Here is a 21,406-nt window from a genome sequence, read left to right as displayed (position 1 = left end):
CCGGGCTTGTTTTGTTCTCTGGTAGAGCAGAGCAGGCTCAGGGCTACTGAAAGCCCGCTCCGTACCGCTTAGCGGTCGGAGCCGGGTAGTTTACCATAGTTCGACAAGAATCCAACTCAAAGAGCATATCCGAATATCCATCTGCATCTGTGGCTGTAACCTCTTCTCCGCCTTCCCGTTCCCGCGCTTTTGGCCTTTGGCCGCCGCTGGCCTTGGTTTTGCAGCGGCTGACCCAAGCGGTGCCGGTGCTGCTGTTGATCACGGTGCTCAGCTTTTTGCTCTTGCAGCTGGCCCCCGGAGATTTTTTGGATCCCTTGCGGGCGGATCCCAGTGTCAGCCAGGAGTTTATTGCCCAAGAGGAAGCGCGGCTGGGGTTGGATAAGCCCTTGGTTTGGCAGTACTTGACCTGGCTGGGCAACCTGCTGCAAGGGGATTTCGGGGTGAGCTACACCTATCGCGTGCCGGTAGCACAGCTCATCCTCTCCCGCGCCGGCGCTACCTTGCTGTTGGCGGTGTCCTCTGTGGTGCTGACTTGGCTGATCGCCATTCCCCTAGGGATCCTGGGGGCGCTGCGGCAGAACACCCCCCTGGATCGGGCGTTGCAGTTGCTCAGCTACCTGGGCCAGGCCATGCCCAGCTTCGTGCTGGCCATTTTGCTGCTAATTGTGGCCCAAAACGTGAGCTGGCTGCCGGTAGGGGGGATGACCAGTGTTTATTTTGCCGAGCTTAGTTTGGGGGAAAAGTTGCTGGATCTGGGCCGCCACCTGCTCCTGCCCACGCTGGCCCTGAGCATCACCAGCTTTGCCGGGCTGCAGCGGATTACGCGCGGCAATTTCTTGGATGTGCTGCGGCAGGAATACATCCAGGCGGCGCGGGCCCGTGGGATCCCAGAGTGGCGGGTGATCTGGTTGCACGCGCTGCGCAACGCCGTCAACCCCTTGATCACGATCTTGGGCTTTGAGTTTGCCAATCTGCTCAGCGGCTCTTTTATTGCCGAGTTTTTCTTCAATTGGCCGGGGCTGGGCAAGCTGCTCTTGGAGGCTGTTCAAAGTTTCGACATCAATGTGGTGATGGCGGGGCTTCTGCTGGGGGCCGTGATGCTCATTCTGGGCAATTTGTTGGCCGATTTGCTCCTGATGTGGATGGATCCCCGGATCCGACCCGACTCACTGCTGTAGTTAACCATTGCTGCTACGGATCCCTCAAACAGGCGGCTCAATTGTGGAGACAATATCCCGAATCACCGCCTCAGCCTCTTGCCGTCGGTTGCCGGCCATCTCTCCCGACCCGGCCAGAGAAACCCGATGGGTCAGTACCGGCACGAACAGTGCTTGCAGATCTTCTGGTAGACAAAAGCTGCGCCCTTTCACCAGCGCCTGAGCCCGTGCTGCCCGCGCCAAGGCCAGGGCTCCACGGGTGGATACCCCCGCCCGCAGCAGCTTGGACACGCGAGTGGCCTGCACCACCTGCAGAAGATAGTCCGCCAGGGATCCATCCAAATACACCTGATCCACCGCCGACTGAATCTCTCGCAACTCCATCAGGGAGAGAACCGGCTGCAGAGCATCCACCGGCTCGGCCTGTTGCCGTTGCAAGAGTAAAGCTCGCTCTACCTCAGGGCTGGGGTAGCCAATCGACAGCCGTACCAAAAACCGATCCAACTGGCTTTCTGGTAGGGGATAGGTGCCGTGGTACTCCAAAGGATTTTGGGTGGCCAACACCATAAATGGGCTGGGCAGCGGGTAGGTGCGATCGTCCAGCGAAACCTGCTTTTCCGCCATTGCCTCCAGCAGGGCACTTTGGGTGCGGGGCGAGGTGCGATTGATTTCATCCGCCAAGACCACGTGGGCAAAAATGGGGCCGGGACGAAATTCAAAATCCCCTTTTTCTTTGTTGAAAAGGGTGAGGCCAAGGATATCTGTCGGCAATAGGTCGCTGGTAAATTGAATCCGCTGAAACTTGGCTCCCAAACTGTGGGCGATGGCCCGCGCCAAAGTGGTCTTGCCTACACCGGGCACATCTTCAAGCAAAACATGACCTTCCGCAACCAGGGCCATGACCACCGCCTGCACCACCTGCGATTTGCCCTGAAACACGGATTCGATATTGGCAATCAGCTTGCCAATCTGTTGGTGCAAGGTTTGTAATCGCTCCGCTGGGATCCGTGCCGAACCAGACCGGCTGCCGACACTCGCCATAAACCATTCCCAAAGGGGCCTATTCCACCTTACAGGCTGGATCCCATTGCCAGCTCAGGGCGGGATCCCGCTAAACCCCAGTGAAAAACCGGAGTATCATAGACCTAAGCCCTCCACAAGGATGGATATCTTGGAACTGTCTTGCAAAAGTGAATATGCTCTCCTGGCCCTTCTGGAATTGGCCCAGCACTACAGCGATGGCCAGGTGCTGCAGATTAAAGAAATTGCGGCTCATCAGTCCATACCCGACCGCTACTTGGAGCAATTGCTGGCCACCTTGCGCAGACAGGGGTTGGTGCGCAGCCAACGGGGATCCAAGGGAGGCTATTTCCTGGCCCGAGCACCCTGGCAGATCTCGCTGCTGGATGTTATCCAGGCCATCGAGGGGGAAGATCTCAGCCGCTCCCGCGACTTGCCCTCGGGCGATCTCACCCCAGAGCGGGAAGTGCTCCTGAAGGCCTGGCAAGATGCCCAAGCTGCGGCGGTAGCCATTCTCCAGAAGACCACCCTGCAAGACCTCTGCGACCGGCAGGCACAACAGCAACAGGCTCGGCTCATGTACTACATCTAGGCCAGAGGCTGGAGCTGGGATCCTTGGAAGGTTTTGGGTTATCCTGAAACACATTGCTTTTCGAATTGAGCCCTTCCATGACCGTTCGCTCTTCTCGCTCTCAGGCTGCCGATACGTTTTCCGCGGAAGATTTTGCCCAGGCTTTAGACAAGCAAAACCTCAGCTTTCAACCGGGGCAGGTGGTGCAAGGCCGCATCTTCCAACATCAGAACGATGGCGCTCTGGTGGATATTGGCGGCAAATCCCCGGCCTTTTTGCCCCTCAAGGAAGCAGGGATCCGCCCAGGGGAAGATTTGAGTGCCCTCTTTCCCCTAAAAACAGAAGCCGAGTTTCTCATCTTGCGAGAAGATGCAGAGGGACAAATTGTGCTCTCGGCGCGGCGGCTGAGGCTGAAGCGGCTTTGGGAAGAGCTGGCCCAGAAGCAAGCCAACGGCCAGACGGTAACCGTTCCGGTGATCGCCACCAACAAAGGGGGGGTGGTGGTGGATGTGCAGGGGCTGCGCGGCTTCATTCCCCGCTCCCACCTCAGCCAACGGGAAAGTCTGGAGGAGTTGGTGGGGCAATCCTTGACAGCAAGCTTTATCGAGGTGAACCCAGAAGCCAACAAGCTGGTGCTCTCCCAAAGGGCGGCTGTAAAGTCCGAGAACCTGAGCCGCTACACCAGTGGCCAAGTGGTGGAAGGCAAAGTCAGCGGACTAAAACCCTTCGGTGTGTTTGTGGACTTGGAAGAAGGGGTAACCGGGCTGTTGCACATCAAGCAGGTCAGCCAAAGTTTTGTAGCCTCGCTACCGGATTTGTTCAAACCAGGCCAACGCATCAAAGCTGTTGTCATCGATGTGGATGAGGCCAAGGGACGGATGGCCCTCTCCCTGCGGGTGCTGGAAAAGCATCCGGGCGAGGTGCTGGAGCAGCTGGACAGGGTTATGGAGGAGGCCGAAGAGCGGGCCGGTAAACTCAAGGGGAGAATAACATCCGACGGCCAAGTCATCTGATCCCATCTCTGCCTCGAGTTCGGATGCAAAACCTGCAGAGGGAAAGCAAGACGCCTTACGGCAATCAGAGGAAAATCACGGTACTGATACATTCACGCTGAACTCTCCTGAACATGGTTCAGGAAAGAAGCGATCGCATCCTGCCTATCTCTGTTCGCGTCAGCGGGACGGAGTCCAAACAGGAAGGCGGTATCCCGCAAAGCCCTGAGGAATACCCCCCGAGCGCTTTCCCCCTTCACTTCCCGGCAACCGTTGCGGTGGACTCAAGGATCAGGGGGAAACTTGGTCTACTATATCCCTCTCAATGACTTTTGCCAAACCGCCTAAAGCTCAGTAAATTCAGCGAAGTTCAGGGTTTTGGGGGTTAGAGGCATGCTCTAGTACTACCCTTACTCCTGCAGGGGCCTGTGCTCAACGCCCAGGGGCTTACCTCTGACAATACCACTGGTCTTAGCCCTCTTCAGCCAGGAGGTGATTTTCGGAAGAGTTCCCAGAAGAGGGCTGGATCCCCTACCCCCGCATAGGCAACCTCGAAGGGTAGAGCTTAGGATGGCTTGACCCATCTCCTCTTTATCAGCTCTCTCGCTGCCTATGAACCTGTCATCCATTGCCAAGCCACAGCAGCTTTCTCTTTTGCTGATTGCACTTCAGCTAACTCTGGGAGCGCCGGCGACAGCTCATCCGGTCACCAGTTCTGCAACGGACTCGACGGCGGCGGCCATTCAGCGAGTAACGGAAATTCATGGCGGAGCTGGGCCTTGGGCCGTGGTCGGCTATCGCATGGGGATGCGCGCTTTGCAGGAGCTGGGCTTGATGAGTCCAACTCCCCACACTTCTAGGAACCGTTTTCTGGTGGAGGTCATTCACGAGTCGCCGGCAGAGATCCCGTTTGTGTGCATTGTGGATGGCTTGCATGCTGCAACAGGGGCCAGTTTGGGCAAGTTGAACTTGAAGCTGGTGGAGGTCGAATCTCTTGAAAAAATGCGCAGCGTGGTCATCCACCGAGAAACTGGCAAGCGGGTGGAGTTTCAAGTTTTGCCCGAGTTTATTGACAAATACCGGAACTTGCCCCCGGAACAACTGGCGGCTGCAGGGCAGGAAGTTCTTCAACTAGCCGATGAGAAGCTCTTTCGCCTCTCCATTAGCCCCTAGCAGGGAATATCGCTGCCGGATCCCTTCGGCATTCCTGAGCCAGTCAGCTCCAGACCCGAGCGGGTGGCCACCTCTGCTAGATGCTCTCTTTCTAGAACTCTCATGAGCTTGCCAGGTACCCCCTACCCTAGGGAATCCGAGCTTGAGCGAATACATCTTGAGGGATCACCTTTAGACCCGGCAGGAAATCATCTTGAATGGCTTGGGATCCCGTAAAGGTGCGCGGCGGGGCATCGGGATAGAAGACGGTGATGCTCTTGGCTTGGGGATCCACAACCCAAACGCGGGGGATCCCAGCTTCTAGATAATCGGTTGCCTTCTGGGCTATGGCTCCAAAACTCTGGCCAGGAGAAAGGATCTCGATCACCAACTCGGGAATGGCAAAACAAGGCTCATCGGTCATGGCCTCAACCGGCAACCGCTCGTTAGAGATGTAAGTAACATCAGGAACTGGGATCCAGGGCTCTGCCTTTCGTGTTAAAACAACTGCCCACTCAGTATGTGCTGACCCAGGCTTAGGACACTCAGGGCTAGAGCACCAGTCCTCCAGAATTCGCCACAACACCGGTTGGAGACGAGCATGGAAGCGTTTTGGCGACATGGGTTCGTTTTTGGAGACGACCCGCCCATCGACTAGCTCATAGACAATATCCCCCTCCGGCAAGGCCAGAAACTGTTCGGGAGTTAGCTTTTGACCTGAAATGGACAACTCTGGAGTCGATAGCATCACAGGATCCCCGTTGTTTAGGATGGCCGAATCTCTGTCTAGGCTAGCTCTGACATCCCCCACCTTCACCGTTTTGAAACAGTTGTCGAGCAGGGATCCAAATCCAGCGGCAAGATGGCTCCACTCAATTTTGGGGGTAGAGATCCCCATCTTTCTGGCACCGGCTGAGCAGAGAATGCCACTTTTCGGGAGAGGATAGGGCAACATTCAACCCAGAACCCTCTCCAGGCAACTTGAGAAGGGGGGGCTTCCAAGCTGCAGTAGCTTGAAGATGCCCGTGCTTCAATGCTTGAAAGCCGTCATCGAGAGGATCCCTATGGCTAATACCCTTTTGACCACTCTAGGCACCAGCCCCTACAGCGAGACGGTGTATGTTTTTGGGGAGCGGAAAGCCGATAGAACCCGTTATGTTGCCAAAGCCCTCTGTCAGCTCTTTGACATCGAGAGGGTGATTGTGCTGCTAACCCAAGAAGCACATGACACCCATTGGAAGCATCTACAGGACTGCCTACCCCCCCACGTGGAGAAAATTGCCAAGGCCATTCCTGAAGGGAAAACCGAGGCAGAGACCTGGCAGATCTTCGACGTGCTGGTTGACAGCATCGAGGCCAACACACGGCTGCTTTTTGATATCACCCACGCCTTTCGCTCCATCCCGGTGCTGGTGCTTTTAGGAGCTGGCTTTTTGCGCAAGGCCAAAAATGTTGAAATCCAGGGGCTCTACTACGGCCTCTACCGCCCTGGCCAGGTCGAAACCCCCATTATCGATCTCACCCCGGCGGTTCGGCTTTTGGATTGGCTGACAGCTACCGACAAATTCATCAGCACCGGCTCGGCGCTGGAGTTGGGCCAACTTTTGGATACAGTTCAACGGGACTTTTACCGCCAACCAAAGCTCGGCAAAAGGGATCCCAAGCCCATCCGGCTGCAGAACTTTGGCCAAGCCATCCGCAATATCTCTCGTTCCCTGGAGCTGGTAAGACCGGTCAGCCTTTTGGAGGATGACTTGCTTAGGTTGCAAAGGCACTCCACCCAGGAGTTGGCAGAAGAGGTGGGCCAATTTGCCAAGCCCTTTGGCTTGCTGTTGCAAAGCATTCAAGACAGCTACAGCCAACTGGCTTTGCCAGCAGACAGAGCTACGGATGCCAAGGCTCAAGTTCAAAAGCAATTTCAAATGCTGCGCTGGTATGTGGAGAAACGCTTCACCACGCAGGCAATTCTCTTAGCTCGGGAGTGGGTGATCTCGGCCCTCTGCTTGTGTGAGGGGCTGCCCAACTACCGCCAGCGGGAAGCGCGGCAGGAGATCGAACACCAACTGGGATCCCTCATTCCACGGGAAGACCAGCCCCAGGCGCCTCCTGACATTGCTGCCCATGTTCCCGATGTGCAGAAACTTGCCAACCTCTGGTCTCGCCTCAGCCAGTACCGCAACGATGTTGCCCATGTGCAGATGAATCCAGACCCTTTGAACAGCGAAGCTCTAGAAAGCTTTGTTTTGCAAGACCTGCTGCCTGGCCTGGAAGAGCTGTTTCCCAAATTGACCTGGGCAGAAGGGAAGTTGGAAGGGGATCTTTCCACTTCTCCGTAGGCTAAAGACATCGGTTCGCCCTCAGGTTCTGGGTTTTTGGTCAAACAACGGTTATTGAGAAATACTGAAGAAAACTGAGGGCTGGCCGGGATCAGATCGATTTTGTTTTGTAGCTTCTGTAGCCACGACATCGGGTGGCTACCGGGGTTTTGTTCCTTGTTCCGGGGTTTTGTTCCTTGTTCGAGGAGTTCCTAACTGTTCTGTTTCTCCAGCGAAAACACCATGTCTTACTACTGGCAAGCTAAGCTCTGGGGTCTGTTACATGATCCCGCCCTCAAAGCCCTACACGACAGGACTGGCCGCTCCAAGGAAGGGCTGTGGACCAGACTGGCAGCGATGCAGGGATGGTCTTCTCCCAAAGCCGAGGGATCCTCTCCCATAGGCGATGCCGATCTCATCGCCTCGGCCAGCGACCGGGCTGCCATTGGCCATTTGCCTGTAGCCATCGACTACCAGGTTGAGGATCGCGGCCAGGGGTTAGGCTCTGGACTGGAGATGAGCCATCTGCTCTCGGGGCGCAAGCACTTTTGGCAATTGGCCGATGACCAACACCAAGCCCTCAAGGATGCCCGCTTCCGTGCAGACTACCTGATGGAACGGGAGGAGAGCGCCATCCCCGATTGGGTTCGGCAGGAGACGGATCCCCAAAAAGTGTTTTGGTGGTTTTGGCGGTGCTTTCCCCAAGCTATTTGTCAGGAGTTTGGGGATGAGAGCTTGCTGCTATTGCCGGCAGAAACCCGGCTTCCAGACGGATCCCTGTGGAGCCATGCCAGCGTCACCGCAGCCCTAGCGGGATGCTTGGCCGGCTACGAGGAGCCCACGCGACCCTTTTTGGTGAGCTTTACCTTCAACCCCATCCAAGAGTTGATCAAAGCCAGCCGCAAGATGCGGGACTTTTGGGCCGGATCCTGGCTGCTGCACTACCTTTCTGCCCGCATGAGTTGGCGGCTTGCCGAGAAATACGGCCCCGACTGTCTGCTCTACCCCAGCCTCTACGGCCAGCCGTTAATCGACCACTGGCTGCGGGAGAAGTACCCCGAATTTGAAGAATGGATCCCTCAACCTTCTGCCAACGCCCTGCTCACCGCCGGTTTTCCCAATGTGCTCCTGCTGCTGCTGCCAGAAGAGCGGGTGGAGGCGGCCATGCAGTTTGCCCAGCAGACCCTCAAGGAAGAATGGAAGCAGTTGGCCCAGAGGGTGCTGGATCACCTGCAGGCGGATCGCCGCTGGATGGTGCAGTTGCACCCAGAGGATCCCTCCTGGGGAGGGTGGCTAGAGCACCAGTGGCAGCACTACTGGGCAGCCGTGCCCCTGGGATCCCCGGCTCACTCTCTCAAGGATACCGGCATCCTCAAGCCCCCTCAGGTTTCCATTGATGAGGATCCCTGGGTCAGCGCCCAAAACCGCACCCATCACCTAGAGGCCAAGCAAAAGCTCTTCGGGGATGAGGAGCTGGAGTTCTTGCGAGTTAGCTTCTGGGATCCCCAAAGACAACAGCGCCGCCAATACAAAGCCGGACTCAACGTGGGATCTTGGTGGGCAGCCGCAGTGGAGCAAAGTCGGCGGCTACAAGCCGCTTGTAAGCAGGCCCGCGATTGGCAGCTCCCCGTTGCGTTTGGGCCGCGCAGCACCGTTTCGGGCTTGGGGCCGGTGGTGCATCCCTCACCGCGGCAGGGGTGGATAACGGAGGGAGAGAGTCGGCGGCTTTGGCAGCGGCAGGCAGGGCTCTTCGATGGCCGCGAGCAGCTCAATGCCACCGAAACCCTCAAACGGTGCTTGTACAAAGTGCTGCCGGAGCTCTTCCGCGAGCTGGATGAAGACCAGATTGCCGCTTCCTACCCGGATCTCACCGCTGGCGTAGCCGGCTACCTCAAAACCCAAGGGCAACGGGAGCGGGAGCATTTTGAGCAGGCCTGTCAGGCAGTGGAGGCCCGCTACCCGGAGGTCAGAGGGGTGCTGCGGGAAATGCGAGGCAAATGGGGGATCCCGTGGGCCGACCGGCAGAACCTGCGCTACCATCCCCGTCTGCTCAATGCCGGTTGGCTGGTGGAAGACCTGGAGCTGGACGAGGAAACGCAAAGAAGCTACCGGCAGGACATCGAGACGCTTCTAGGCCGCTACTACCCCAGCGTTAACCCCGCCAGTTGGTACGTGCTGGCTGCCGGGGATGGGGACGACATGGGCAAATGGCTCAGGGGCGAGAAGATGAAATCCTACTACGACTATCTGCCTCAACCCCTACAGCGGCTGGCCAACGGGCAAACGGAAGCCATTGGCGAGGTCTTTGACAAGGACAAGGAGGAGCTGGAGCAAGTCAAAGACGCTTTTCAGAAGTTTGTCAAAAACAGCCGCAAGCGCATGGGGCCTGCCACCCACAGCGCCCTAAGCCGCGCCCTGCTGGATTTTTCCGGCCAGTTGGTGCCCTACCTAACAGAGCAACGCTATGCAGGCAAGCTCATCTACGCCGGTGGGGACGACGTTTTGGCCTACACCAACCTCTGGGAGTGGGATGGCTGGCTGTGGGATATTCGCCAGTGTTTCCGGGGGGGAGAGGATGACTGGCGGGAGTTTGAGAACCTGGGGGACTACTGGCAGTGGAAAAAAGGGCGGCCTCCCGAAGGTTTGAGCCAGCGCCCCCTCTTTACCCTGGGATCCGCAGCCACCATCAGCTTCGGCGTGGTGATTGCCCATCACTCGGTGCCTCTGGCCATTGCCCTGGAAAACCTTTGGCAGGCGGAAGAAGAAGCCAAGGGCCACCTCTATGCCCATGGCTGTCTCAAAGACAGCGTGCAGGTGCGGGTGCTGTTTGCCAATGGCAACCAACTGGTGAGCACCAGCAAGTTCGACACGTTCGACAAGTGGAAGGATCTCCTTGATTTTGACTGGAAGCTCATGGGCCAGCAGCAGGATCAAAGCTCCTTGTTTGAGCAGGCAGCCCAACTGTGGGAGCAACATCCTGCCCCCAGCCCAGAGGCGGTGCCAGCCTGGGCCACGCTCTTTTGCAGCCGCCGGGATCTCTTCAAACAGGAATCGGAGCAGAAAGAGCACTTCCAGAACAAGCTTGTGGAGTTTATCCAGCATTTTTGGCAGCACAGCCTACCCGCCCAGCCGCAGGCGTGGGATCTGGAGATCAAAAACTGGTTCAAGTTGGCAGCTTTTGTGCTGCGCAACCGCACCGTTGCTTTGGGGAGGAACAGCCGATGAGTTGGTTTACCCTATCACCCTTGGATGTGTGGATGTTTCGAGATGCTAAGCCCTTTGCCCCGGGAGAGCGGGCCTGGGCCAATAGCAGCTTTCCTCCTAGCGGCCATACCCTTGCTGGTGCTATCCAGGCTTACCTGGGCCAGCCCTTGACGCTGCGGCTGCGGGGCCCCTTTCTCTGCCACGACGAAAGGCTCTATTTCCCCGCCCCTCTGCATCTGGAAGACGGATCCCCCCTTGTTCCCGTTCCTTGGTTGGACGAGAGGGATCCCTACTTCCATTGCCACTGGGATCCCACCCGGCCAGCCCCCTTGGTTTCCTTGAGGCCAGCAGAGGAGGAACCCGAAGGCAGCCAGAGCAGCAAGAAGAAGAAAACAGGAGGCTACCTGCCCTTCGAGGTGGTGCAAAAGGCGCTGGAAGGCAAAGGCTGGGATCTCAGCCAGGCCGTTAAGCCGCCGCTGAAGTATGAAGTGCGGCCCCACAACACCCTGCAGGTGAGCAAGCGGCAAGTGCGAGAAGCCGATGGCTACTTTGTGGAGACCTGCATCCGCCTTCAGCCGGGCTGGAGTTTGGCCCTTTCCATCGAGTGCTGGGATCCCGATCGCGAAGCCTGGGATCCCTTGCCCCTGCAGCAAGAAGTGGTTGTGCGGCTGGGGGGAGAAGGCCACGGTGCCTTGCTAGCCCCTTGTCCGAAGTTGCAGGCGCAGTGGCAGCAGTTGCAGGCCCTTTCTCAGGCCGCCTTTTGCCAAGCCGGACGCGCTTTGGCCTACTTAGCGACCCCAGGTGTGTTCATCAAAAAGGTGGACGGGCGTTCCCTATGCCGTGCCTGGCCGTGGGAATGGCGATTGGCCACTCCCCATCCTGCTCACTCCCTTACCGGCCCCCTGGTGAGCGTGGCCACCGGCAAGCCCGTTGCCATCAGTGGACGCCTGCGGGTGGATCGCCCCCCAGAGCAGCGGCAGATGAGCCTGCCCGCCCCCCAAGTTTTTGCCGCGCCCCCTGGCAGTATCTACTACCTGGAGCAGCCGGCCCCCCTCAACCAAGAAGAGCCCGAGCTAGAAGATGGCCGGCTCAACGTGTTCCACCGCTGGCGGCTTTTGGGCTACAGCGAATTGCTTTGGCTCCGTTGGGCCGACTGAGCGCAGGTGTTTGAAGTTCTGTTTCAGAGTTGATGAAGGAGTGTTTTCCTATGGCTTTTCACGTAGTCTATCTCACCTTGTTGACCCCTCTGCACACTGGCGGCACCACCCAAGAAGGCAACCTCTTGGGGATTGCCCGCGAATCCCACACCCATTTGCCCTACATCCCTTCCAGCACCATTCGGGGCAGGTTGCGGGCCAGCGTGGCCGATAAAGACAAAAAATTTGAGCTCTTTGGCAACGAAATTGGAGAAGGGGATCAGCTTACCCAGGGATCCATTTGGATTGGAGATGGCTCCTTGCTTTGGATCCCGGTGCCCTCCCTCAGCCACGGGGTGGTGTGGATAAGCTGCCCGCTTCTGCTCAAGCGCTGGCTGCGGCTAACAGGCCAGAATCTGTCAGTGCCGGATCCCTATAGTACGAGCTTGAAGGCCGACCGACCCATTTACCTCAAAGATGCCATTCTCAAGGAGGGTCTCAAACAATGGTCGGAATGGAAGAGCTACACCAAAGACCCCAACATCAGTCGCGTGATCGTTTTACCAGATCAGCATTGTGCCACCCTCATTCAAATGAGCCTGTGGCGGCAGGTGAAAGTCAAGCTTAGCGAGCACAAGGTTGTGGAAGGAGGCTTCCGCTATGAAGAGGCCATTCCTCCTGACAGCTTGATGTACTTTACCTGGGGGGTTACCGCCCAAGCAAATGGCAGTTCTGAGGAGGCAATGAAAGAGCTTCGAGATCTGCTGCAATCCAACCAGATTATGCAGATTGGCGGCCAGGAAAGCTTGGGCCGAGGCTTTGTGGAGCTGTCTTTGGATTAGATCTCAACCTAGGAGGGAGGTTTTATGAATAGCTTTGATCCGCGCACAATGGCCAAGCCCGTTTACGAATCCCTGTGCCAGCTCAGAGCACAAACCAAGGATACAGAAAGGCTAAAAGAGCAGAAGAACCAGGCTGTGGAGCTGTACACCTATCTTTCCACCTGGGGTTTGCTGCGCCTCAAGGCCGAAGAAGATGCCCTTAGCCAAGAGGGCAAAAAAGAGGTGGTCAAGGAGTTTTTCGATTGCCTAGAAAAGATCTCCGGTCAGAATGGAATCTCCAAATCCGACGGCCTAGATCGCCTCATGAGATTAGAAGTTGAAGAGTACCTGGGCTTAACAGGACTGGGACTTGCCTTGGCACAAGAATTCAGCTTCTGGGCTACAGCCATTTACCATGACGTTAGCGGAGGGGAATAATGAGCGTAGCCATTCCAATCCAGTCTATTTCCCTGTATGAAGGAAGCCAAGTGGTTATCCATTCGCTGACTTGGCAAGACTTTGAGAGCATTTTGGAGGAGTTAGGGGAAGACCGCCACACTCGCGTTGCCTATTACAACGGCACTTTAGAGATTATGTCTCCCTTATCCAAACACGAGCGCCCTCACCGCATTGCCGGCTACATTGTCTCAGCTATTCTGGATGCTCAAGGGAGAGACTGGGAAGATTTTGGCTCAACAACCCTTAAAAAGCCTGGCAGCGTTGGAGTAGAGCCTGACACCTGCTTTTATGTCCATCACCTAGAGCAGGTGCGAGGGTGTGAGGGAAGGATCGATGTCGATCTGTTGCCTCCGCCTGATCTGGCCATTGAGTCCGACGTTACTTCCCGGACCTTTATCGATGCCTATAAAGCTATTGGCGTGCCGGAAGTTTGGCTCTTGGGTGAGCGAAGTTTGCGGATATTTATTCTCCAGGGAGAAGACTACGTAGAATCGAGCTGCAGCCGGCTTTTTCCAGACTTCGACATCTCCAGTCTTGTACCTCAACTTATTCGACGCGCCTTAGAAATTGGCACCAGCGCTATGTTGCGCGAATTTCGGGAAACGCTTCGCAATTCCTAGTACTGCTTTCCAGCTTTAGGAGAAGATCAAATGCCTAGCAATCGTCCTGCCAACGCTCCACAACCCCTTCCCCGTCCTGGAAGACCAGGCTCACCTCAGCAAGGGGATCCCAGCCGTCCGCCAAGTTCAGGAAGTCGAGGAGGAGGCCATCCCCCCAATCAGAGAGGGGGGAGTGGTGGTGGAGGGGGCGGCAACCATTCCCAACCTTCTCCCTGGTTAGGGCATCCCTCGGATCCCAATCCCAACCCAGATCGGACGGCGAGCTTTATTGAATATCTGCGGTGGATGAGAGCTCCAGCAACTCCTTTCAAAGACGGAACCAAAGTCGATCTGGTGCACCAAGTAGAAGCAAAGGCAAACTACGGAGCGCGCCTGCAAGTTCTAAATGCTCGCATCAAACGCATTGCCGGAGAAGAAAACACTTTTCAGGTCACCTGTCCCTGGCGAATTCGGGTAGGCGGAGCCAAAGGCCCGGAAAGCATGCTGCTGCCCGCTTTTGATCACTTGGGGATCCCTTACCTTCCCAGCTCCACCTTGCGAGGGGTAGCCCGCACCCAGGCTATTCGAGAGTTGATGCAGAAGCGCAATCTGTCTTGGAAGGAGGCGGATAAAGCAGTGGCACCCTGGCTTGGGCATCTAGAAGCTGAGGACAAAGATAGTGCTGGCAAGGTGATCTTTTTGGATGCCTACCCTGTGCCGACCAGGACTCAAAGACAAGGGGATCCCGATAATTCCAGAACAGGAGGTCTAGCTGTCGATATTGCCAATAATATCTGGAAGTGGAACGGTCAAAATCTTGAATACTCACCTAATCCCAACCTCTTCTTTTCTCTCAAGCAAGCCACTTTTTTGATTGGCCTGCGTAAAGGGCCAGGCTGCACCGACGAGATGTTGGCCCAAGTGAAAGAATGGCTCATCCGCGGGCTGGAGCAAGGAGTGGGATCCCAGGTTAACACCGGCTACGGTCGGCTGATTCAAACTGGCAAAACTCTATCTCAATACAAGGGAGAATTCTTGCGGCTGCCTTTTGAGCTGGAGGGTCAGTTGATCCACGGGCGGCAAGTGGTCAACTGGAGATCTGATAAGAACCGGTATGACAACAAATCAATTGCCGAAGTCCGACCGGTAGCCTTTAAGAACATGCTGCGCTACTGGTTTCGAACCTTTGCCCTGGGTGTTTTGCCCGTGAAGCAGGTGCAGGAATGGGAGGGGCAACTTTTTGGGGCCATCACTCCCCAGCAAAAACATGGCTGGATCCATGTGGATCTTTTGAAGGGGCGAGTAACTCAACCAGAGCCGGAACCCAACCATGCTGGACAGCAAGAAGGGATCCTCATTCTCAGCCTTTCTGAGGAGTGCCACAACCATGCTTCAAAGGAGAACCAGAAAGCGGTGCAAAAGCTCTTTCGGAATCTGACCTGGATGCTGTTTCACCTGGGAGGTATTGGCCAGGGGGCAAGAAGGCCCTGCTACTCTCGCCAAGACCGCGGTAGAGCTCCTTGGTGGCGGGGATCCACCCTCATTCCCAACTCCGAAGATTCATTTTGGAATCTGCCAGAGTCGGTAGAGGAATTCCAGAAACTCTTTCAGAAGCGGCTGCGGGGCTTTTTTGAGGCGCTCCAGGTTTTGACTGGGCAGGCCATTGATCCCAGCAATCCCAGGAGCTTTGGTCAGGTCAGCAAAGAAAAGGGGCCTGAAGCTGTGGATGCCCATTGCAGGATTGTAGTCTGCAGCGGCGAGGAAGACTCCAGCAAGCCCTATGCCCTGGCTACCTTACATCGTCTGGGCCGACAGGGTGAAGGCCGGTATGACAAATTCTTATGCGGAGGTGTGCAGGGAGGTGTCGTGCCCTCGCCTGTTTGGATTGCCAACCTAGATGATTACCAAGTAGTTACCGTTTTTGGGGCAACTGCGAATCCTAGGAAAACATATCTTGAAAACCTTGAGAGAGGAGCAGTTGGCTTTGCTCAAATCTGGCCATTCCAGTAGCAGAACGTTAGAAGAGGCTCAACATGTCGAGAAGGAAAATCAACGTCAAAGCTCTAACAAGTCTAATCACAGCTTTAATCAACGGCTCAATCACACTGGCCATCTTACTGATTGCCCCTTTGGGATTGGCAGCCGTAATTACAAACACGATCCTTGTCATGATTGCTAGCTTATTTTCGGGCAGTCTGGCAGAGATTTTGATAGGTTTCTTGTCAAGTCCTGAAATTGATGTGGAGATTTTACCGGAGCGTGGCCGCTCTAAACCCGGCAATGCCATAGATCAGAGGAGAGGCGCTGAAGATCTGCGTCGTCATGACGAATAATGCGAACTTTATATGTCTCTCAGCAGGGGTGTAGGCTTAGCCTTAAGCAAGAGTTTGTGCTGGTTTATTTGGGAGATCTGCTTTTGCAAGAGGTGCCTTTGCCCTTGCTGGAACAGGTTTTTATCTTTGGCCGATCCCAGGTCACCACAGACGTAGTGAGAGCGTGCCTGAGGCGGAATATTCCTATTGCCTATCTCTCCCGGCTAGGCTATTGCTATGGTCGCCTTGTTCCTATAGAGAGGGGGTACCGCCGCTTAGCTCATTTGCAACAAGCGCTCCCTGAAGAATGGCGATTGCAAACGGCAGTCCAGATGGTGCGAGCCAAGCTGCTCAATAGCCGGGTGCTGCTGATGAGGCAGCTCAGGCAACGCCCCACTGAAACAGGGGATCTGACCCTGCGCAGTCTGGAACATTTGGCTGCTCAAGCTCTTGAGGCCAAGTCTCTAGATCAATTGCGGGGCATTGAAGGAGCGGCTGCGGCTCTGTATTTCCCGGAATTGGGAAATTGCCTTCAGCAAAGGGGCTTTGTTTTGCTTAACCGCACTCGACAGCCGCCCACTAACCCGGTTAATGCCATGCTCAGCTTTGGCTACATGGTGCTCTGGAACCATCTATTAACCCTGATTGAGCTGCAAGATTTGGATCCCTATCAGGGTTGCTTGCACGCTAGCAGTGAACGCCATGCTGCTCTGGTTTCGGACTTACTGGAAGAATTTCGGGCGCCTATTGTAGATTCAATAGTCCTCTGGCTGATCAACAAGGGCATTTTGAACATCGAAGAAGACTTTGAGTATCGCGATGGTGGCTGTTTTCTAAGTGATAGTGGCAGGAAAAAGTACCTTACAGCTTTCATCCAAAGAATGGAGGGATCCATCCAGACCCCTGACGGAGATCAACCCCGCTGGGATCTGCTAACGCAGCAAGTTAAAAAGTTTAAGCAATCCGTCTATAATCCTCAAGATTTGTACCAGCCCTACCGGATTCGCTGATGTTTCTTTATGTTGTTACCTACGATACTCCCTGCGACAAGCGACGCAAGAAAATTGCCGACCTGCTAGAAGGCTACGGCAAGCGCGTGCAATACAGCGTGTTTGAGTGCGTCCTCGACAAAGACAAGTTCGAGGAGCTCAAACTGCGGCTCCGCAAGAAGATCAAGCCCGAGGAAGACAGCGTCCGCTTCTATCCGCTCACTAGCTATGTCCTCGCCCAGGTGGAAATCTGGGGTGGGCCTGCCCTGACTGCACCCCCCAGCTCGGTCATTGTGTAGCTCAGGCAAGTCTCTTCCTACTTAAGCACTCGGTGTTTCCAAAAGCACACTCAAACGGTATCAACGCCTGCGCGAGCGATCCGCCAAAAGCCGCAAAGGCCGATTCTTTCGTCCGATCCCTCGACGCCTTGCGCCACAAGGCTTTCCGGCCCCAAAGCCCCCTCGCCAGCACCCTTTTTGCCGACTTTTTTCCGGATCCCTCGCAAATGGGTCTTGCATTCCTTGCCCTGCTTGGGTTTAAATAGGGGTGGAGGGGATCCCTAGAAATTGGAAACGCCTGCCCGAGAGGGTTGAAGACGCGAACCACCAACTTGGGTGGCTCGATGTGGGGATCCCTAGAAAGATGTGGGGATCCCTAGAAATTGGAAACGCCTGCCCGAGAGGGGGGCTTTCTGATTTCGCCTGCCCGAGAGGGGGGCTTCCCGGCCTGCAGTGGAGCCGTTAATCCACTGTTTGGGTGAATCCCTGATGCAGGGCTCTGGACCAACCCTGAATCTGGGAGGAACTCCAAGCTGACGGAGCCTGGTCCACTCCGTCGGTGAGGAGAGAAAGCCCTCTCCACCTTCTCTCCTTTTTTATTTTTATGTATACTGGTTCCCCCTTCGGGGGGATCCCTAGAAATTGGAAACTAGTGTACGCGATTGTAGTCGTCGCACACTGCCATGAGGTTCCCCCTTCGGGGGGATCCCTAGAAATTGGAAACCGAGTTAGTCGAAGCCGCATCCCCTGTTTTATACTGTCCGTTCCCCCTTCGGGGGGATCCCTAGAAATTGGAAACAAACAGGAACGGGACGGTTGTCCACGTTCTTTTCAAGTTCCCCCTTCGGGGGGATCCCTAGAAATTGGAAACTTGGTTAAACGTGTCGCCAGGGGAGCAACCGAACTAGACACACTTCTCAAAAGGAGCCTACAATGTCTAAGCGCATTATTTGGACTCCGGACGAGTGGCTCGAAGCAGCGAAAGCTGCAGTTGAGTCTGCGTTCGGCGATTCCTACAACGAAGAAAAGCCGGTGGCTCCGGCTCAACCAAAGCCAACTCCTGTTTTGTTGCCCAAGCCTGTGCGGGTTCCAAACCGTGCGGGTAAGGGTGCAAGTGTGACGATAGCCCAGATCCGCAAGGCTCAAGTTCCCCCTTCGGGGGGATCCCTAGAAATTGGAAACGCCTTGGCGGCAATTACGTCCTCGATTTGTTTCGTCCAGTTCCCCCTTCGGGGGGATCCCTAGAAATTGGAAACTTATTCAGTTGTCCGCTCATATTCAATTTTTCACTCATGTTCCCCCTTCGGGGGGATCCCTAGAAATTGGAAACTTGAAGATGAAGATAGTTTCACCATCCACAAATTCAAGTTCCCCCTTCGGGGGGATCCCTAGAAATTGGAAACTATCTGTAAGACCTAGAGCTAGCCCTACTCCCTCACGTTCCCCCTTCGGGGGGATCCCTAGAAATTGGAAACTTGAGGTGCAGGATCCATTTGGTTGAACAAATTGGTTCGTTCCCCCTTCGGGGGGATCCCTAGAAATTGGAAACATAAATGCGCAACGCTGAGCGCGTAGAACTTGCTCCTTGTTCCCCCTTCGGGGGGATCCCTAGAAATTGGAAACTAATAATTCTTTTGAAATCGACTTCTACAATTCCTTCGTTCCCCCTTCGGGGGGATCCCTAGAAATTGGAAACTAGTTCCCCACCCCGGAATACTGTAACACCGAGAGTGTTCCCCCTTCGGGGGGATCCCTAGAAATTGGAAACTTACTTCTTTGTTGATAGTAGTTGCTGTTCATTGACATAAATTGTTCCCCCTTCGGGGGGATCCCTAGAAATTGGAAACTACCAACGTATTGCGCGTACCTTAGCTAGACATGCACGCAGTGTTCCCCCTTCGGGGGGATCCCTAGAAATTGGAAACTATGGCTAAACCGTGGACATGGCATACTCTGTTCTCCGAGGAGTTCCCCCTTCGGGGGGATCCCTAGAAATTGGAAACTCACGCTGAAAGACGACTATACTGTGGATAGCTCGGAGTTCCCCCTTCGGGGGGATCCCTAGAAATTGGAAACTGGCTAACCGTGGCCATTATGTACGCTATGTGGTCTAGAGGTTCCCCCTTCGGGGGGATCCCTAGAAATTGGAAACTCCGGGATAAAATCCCATGGTGTTATGTGGGTTGCAGGTTCCCCCTTCGGGGGGATCCCTAGAAATTGGAAACCGAAGGTAAGCCGGCGACCGCCAACACCGTCACTGGTCCACACGTTCCCCCTTCGGGGGGATCCCTAGAAATTGGAAACTGTCTTACTGATACCCACGGTCTATTTTTTGAATTTTTTGTTCCCCCTTCGGGGGGATCCCTAGAAATTGGAAACCCTATAGCCACAAAAAATCCCCCGCCAATAAGGCGGGGTTTTTCCTTCGGGGGGATCTATAGAATTGGAAACCTAGGGATCCCCAGTTGGAAAGAAATTAGAAACAGAGAAAAGATTAGAGTAAAGCCGGTGCTGCTCGGCAGAGGCCAGGCAGCGCTGTTGGTGCTCAGGCCACTCCTGGAGGGCTAGTTTTTGTTGTTCCTGGAGAAGGGTTTGTAGGTCTGAGTCTGCAGGCAGCTCGCCTTGCAAAACCTGCAAATCGTTAAAGCGGCCCAGTTGATCCTGCAAGCACTTCAGGGTTGCTATCCAATCTTGCATGGTTTCCCCGTAAAAGGGCGCAAAAAACTCCACCTGATAGCGGAGTCGTTTGGTGGCCTTGCGCAGCTCGTGCAGTTGCTCAGCCTGGGCTTCCGTTGCGGGGAAAGCAGGGATCCGCCAGCCTGGCTGCAGCAGCCACTGGGCCAGCAGGGGAGTCAGCAAGTGGGGCAAGCTTTCCGGCAGAGGCAGCTCCGCCTGGGGCTTATAGCGGGGGTGAGCCAGCCACTGCTCGCAGGCAGCTTGAAACGCCAGGAAGTCAGCATCTTCAAGAATGCGGCGGGAGCGTTTCTCGGCTTGGGTTCGACGTTGCTGCAGATCTTGTTTTAGCTTCTCCAGTTCTGCCTGCTGGGCTGCCGGGATCCCTTCCCAGCAAGGTTCCTGCAGGATTTCCAGCAGCACGTCCAGATCCCGCTGCTTGCCCAAAGCACTGGCCAGCTTTTGCAGGCGTTTGGGCTTGAGAGGCTTGGGCAGCCGGACGGATCCCTGAAATACCTGCACCCAGGTGCCAATACGGCGCAGGGTCACCCGGATTTGGTGCAGAGACTCTGCCGCCTCTGGATGCTGGGTCAGAACTCGCTTTACGTGTTTCTGCAGCCGCTGCCATTGCTGGCTCAACAGCTGGTGGGCCCAGGCGGCCACGGTTGGCAAGGGCGCAGATGAGGGCAAGGTCAAGTGCAAGGACTCCGTCCCGCTGACGCGAAAGGACTCCGTCCCGCTGACGCGATCGGTTTTCAGCTCAGCAGCAACAGCGTCCACAGCCAGCCTCCTCTACCCAAAACGAGAACCAAGAGGGCAGCAGGCTCTTTTCACATAGGTCATCCAGAATAGCTTGAGGTTACCCCCGCCTCTTCCTTTTTAACCTAATCTTAACCTTGGTAAACCGAGCAGGCTGTGGCCAGGGAAACTGTCGCGAGCTTTGGCCTGTCGCGCCATTCCCGTCAGCGGAACAGAGTCTATGGCTCCCGGCCTGCTGTCGCAAGTGGTAGGCGGGGTTCGACCACTGACCAGAGGCGGGCAGCCACCTCTGCCGGGGATCCCTGGGCTGAAATGCGGACAATCCGCTCTGGTTCTGCAGCGGCCAGGGTTTCGAATCCGCAGTAAACCCGCCGGTGGAACTCTAGGCCTTCTTGCTCGTTAGTGCTCTGCACCGCTAGCTCAACTGCGCCAGAAGAACGAGAGCGAGCTCGTTCTAGCCCCACCTCGGGGGGCAGATCCAGCCACAGGGTGAGATCCGGCTGTAGCCCGTCGGTGACCCATCGGTTGAGCTGCCGGATCAGATCCAGATCTATGCCCCGGCCATAGCCTTGATAGGCCAAGGTGGAATCGGTAAAGCGATCACAAACGACCACCTGCCCTGCCGCCAGAGCCGGCGCGATGACCTTGCTCACGTGTTCAGCCCGATCCGCCGCGTACAGGAGCAACTCCGCCAGAGGGCTAAAGGGATCCCCGTGCAGCAACAGCTCCCGCAGCGTTTTGCCCAGCGCCGTGCCCCCCGGCTCGCGGGTACACAGGCAAGCGTAGCCTTCTTGGCGCAGCCGCTCAACCAAGAGGGCCTGTTGGGTGGTTTTGCCCACCCCTTCCCCGCCTTCTAGGGTGATGAACACACCGTCGTCCTGATACATTCACGCTGAACTCTCCTGAACATGGTTCAGGAAAGAAGCGATCGCATCCTGCCTATCTCTGTTCGCGTCAGCGGGACGGAGT

The 21,406-nt window shown here is 55.9% G+C and carries 18 protein-coding genes and 1 CRISPR repeat array; of the genes, 14 read left to right on the top strand and 4 right to left on the bottom strand.

Features of this window, described 5'->3' with window-relative positions; all coding sequences use genetic code 11:
- Window positions 1-149 precede the first annotated feature (149 nt).
- Entirely contained in the window at window positions 150-1,178 is a 1,029-nt protein-coding gene (locus tag ACVWZU_RS11805) for an ABC transporter permease (RefSeq protein WP_457445061.1), read from the top strand.
- A 24-nt stretch (window positions 1,179-1,202) separates the two neighbouring features.
- Here ACVWZU_RS11805 and ACVWZU_RS11800 read toward each other — a convergent pair whose 3' ends face one another.
- Window positions 1,203-2,198: an AAA family ATPase gene (locus tag ACVWZU_RS11800; protein WP_457445059.1), complete on the bottom strand. Its 996-nt coding sequence runs from the start codon at window positions 2,196-2,198 to the stop codon at window positions 1,203-1,205.
- A 130-nt stretch (window positions 2,199-2,328) separates the two neighbouring features.
- On the opposite strand from ACVWZU_RS11800, the gene ACVWZU_RS11795 reads away from it, so the two are divergent.
- From ACVWZU_RS11795 to ACVWZU_RS11785, 3 genes are all read left to right on the top strand, one after another.
- Window positions 2,329-2,769 carry an RrF2 family transcriptional regulator gene (locus ACVWZU_RS11795; RefSeq protein ID WP_011432485.1) on the top strand — a complete coding sequence of 147 codons (441 nt, stop codon included), beginning with the start codon at window positions 2,329-2,331 and terminating at the stop codon, window positions 2,767-2,769.
- Between the two features lie 77 nt (window positions 2,770-2,846).
- Window positions 2,847-3,761, top strand: a complete 915-nt coding sequence (locus tag ACVWZU_RS11790) for a S1 RNA-binding domain-containing protein (RefSeq protein WP_414351627.1) — start codon at window positions 2,847-2,849, stop codon at window positions 3,759-3,761.
- 591 nt (window positions 3,762-4,352) lie between these two features.
- The gene (locus ACVWZU_RS11785; RefSeq protein ID WP_457445058.1) at window positions 4,353-4,913 is read left to right on the top strand and encodes a formylmethanofuran dehydrogenase subunit E family protein; all 561 of its coding nucleotides are present in this window, start codon (window positions 4,353-4,355) and stop codon (window positions 4,911-4,913) included.
- 127 nt (window positions 4,914-5,040) lie between these two features.
- On the opposite strand, the gene ACVWZU_RS11780 is transcribed toward ACVWZU_RS11785, so the two are convergent.
- The gene (locus ACVWZU_RS11780; RefSeq protein ID WP_457445056.1) at window positions 5,041-5,790 is read right to left on the bottom strand and encodes a Uma2 family endonuclease; all 750 of its coding nucleotides are present in this window, start codon (window positions 5,788-5,790) and stop codon (window positions 5,041-5,043) included.
- A 166-nt stretch (window positions 5,791-5,956) separates the two neighbouring features.
- Between ACVWZU_RS11780 and csx2 the strand changes: the two genes are divergently transcribed.
- The 10 genes from csx2 to cas2 all read left to right on the top strand — a co-directional run bounded on the left by csx2 (window position 5,957) and on the right by cas2 (window position 17,026).
- On the top strand, window positions 5,957-7,228 hold the full coding sequence (gene csx2, locus ACVWZU_RS11775; protein ID WP_457445054.1) for a TIGR02221 family CRISPR-associated protein: 1,272 nt from the start codon (window positions 5,957-5,959) through the stop codon (window positions 7,226-7,228).
- A gap of 222 nt (window positions 7,229-7,450) precedes the next feature.
- Complete coding sequence (gene cas10 / locus ACVWZU_RS11770; RefSeq protein ID WP_457445052.1) at window positions 7,451-10,432, top strand: type III-B CRISPR-associated protein Cas10/Cmr2; 2,982 nt, start codon at window positions 7,451-7,453, stop codon at window positions 10,430-10,432.
- On the top strand, window positions 10,429-11,568 hold the full coding sequence (locus tag ACVWZU_RS11765) for a type III-B CRISPR module-associated protein Cmr3 (protein WP_457445050.1): 1,140 nt from the start codon (window positions 10,429-10,431) through the stop codon (window positions 11,566-11,568). The genes cas10 and ACVWZU_RS11765 overlap by 4 nt, the downstream gene beginning before the upstream one ends.
- A 50-nt stretch (window positions 11,569-11,618) precedes the next feature.
- Window positions 11,619-12,389, top strand: coding sequence for a type III-B CRISPR module RAMP protein Cmr4 (gene cmr4, locus ACVWZU_RS11760; protein WP_457445048.1), 771 nt, complete (start codon window positions 11,619-11,621; stop codon window positions 12,387-12,389).
- A 24-nt stretch (window positions 12,390-12,413) separates the two neighbouring features.
- Window positions 12,414-12,806: a hypothetical protein gene (locus ACVWZU_RS11755; protein WP_457445046.1), complete on the top strand. Its 393-nt coding sequence runs from the start codon at window positions 12,414-12,416 to the stop codon at window positions 12,804-12,806.
- Window positions 12,806-13,447, top strand: coding sequence for a Uma2 family endonuclease (locus tag ACVWZU_RS11750; protein WP_457445044.1), 642 nt, complete (start codon window positions 12,806-12,808; stop codon window positions 13,445-13,447). Before ACVWZU_RS11755 ends, ACVWZU_RS11750 begins: the two co-directional genes overlap by 1 nt.
- Before the next feature lie 30 nt (window positions 13,448-13,477).
- On the top strand, window positions 13,478-15,436 hold the full coding sequence (locus ACVWZU_RS11745; protein WP_457445042.1) for an RAMP superfamily CRISPR-associated protein: 1,959 nt from the start codon (window positions 13,478-13,480) through the stop codon (window positions 15,434-15,436).
- 23 nt (window positions 15,437-15,459) lie between these two features.
- Window positions 15,460-15,759, top strand: a complete 300-nt coding sequence (csx18, locus tag ACVWZU_RS11740) for a CRISPR-associated protein Csx18 (RefSeq protein WP_414329663.1) — start codon at window positions 15,460-15,462, stop codon at window positions 15,757-15,759.
- The gene (cas1, locus tag ACVWZU_RS11735; protein WP_457445040.1) at window positions 15,759-16,748 is read left to right on the top strand and encodes a CRISPR-associated endonuclease Cas1; all 990 of its coding nucleotides are present in this window, start codon (window positions 15,759-15,761) and stop codon (window positions 16,746-16,748) included. The genes csx18 and cas1 overlap by 1 nt, the downstream gene beginning before the upstream one ends.
- Complete coding sequence (cas2, locus tag ACVWZU_RS11730; protein WP_414329659.1) at window positions 16,748-17,026, top strand: CRISPR-associated endonuclease Cas2; 279 nt, start codon at window positions 16,748-16,750, stop codon at window positions 17,024-17,026. The genes cas1 and cas2 overlap by 1 nt, the downstream gene beginning before the upstream one ends.
- A gap of 1,124 nt (window positions 17,027-18,150) precedes the next feature.
- A CRISPR array of direct repeats spans window positions 18,151-19,384; the repeat unit is 36 nt; unit sequence GTTCCCCCTTCGGGGGGATCCCTAGAAATTGGAAAC.
- A 72-nt stretch (window positions 19,385-19,456) separates the two neighbouring features.
- Here cas2 and ACVWZU_RS11725 read toward each other — a convergent pair.
- A complete protein-coding gene (locus ACVWZU_RS11725) occupies window positions 19,457-20,458 on the bottom strand; it encodes a CHAD domain-containing protein (protein WP_414357355.1) in 1,002 nt (333 codons plus the stop codon).
- Between the two features lie 197 nt (window positions 20,459-20,655).
- A complete protein-coding gene (gene tmk, locus ACVWZU_RS11720) occupies window positions 20,656-21,306 on the bottom strand; it encodes a dTMP kinase (protein ID WP_457445063.1) in 651 nt (216 codons plus the stop codon).
- Window positions 21,307-21,406: the final 100 nt, after the last annotated feature.

This window comes from Thermostichus sp. MS-CIW-26 (assembly GCF_054059115.1).
The sequence above is the reverse complement of the archived record's forward strand: the minus strand, read 5'-3'. Positions and strand labels throughout refer to the sequence as shown.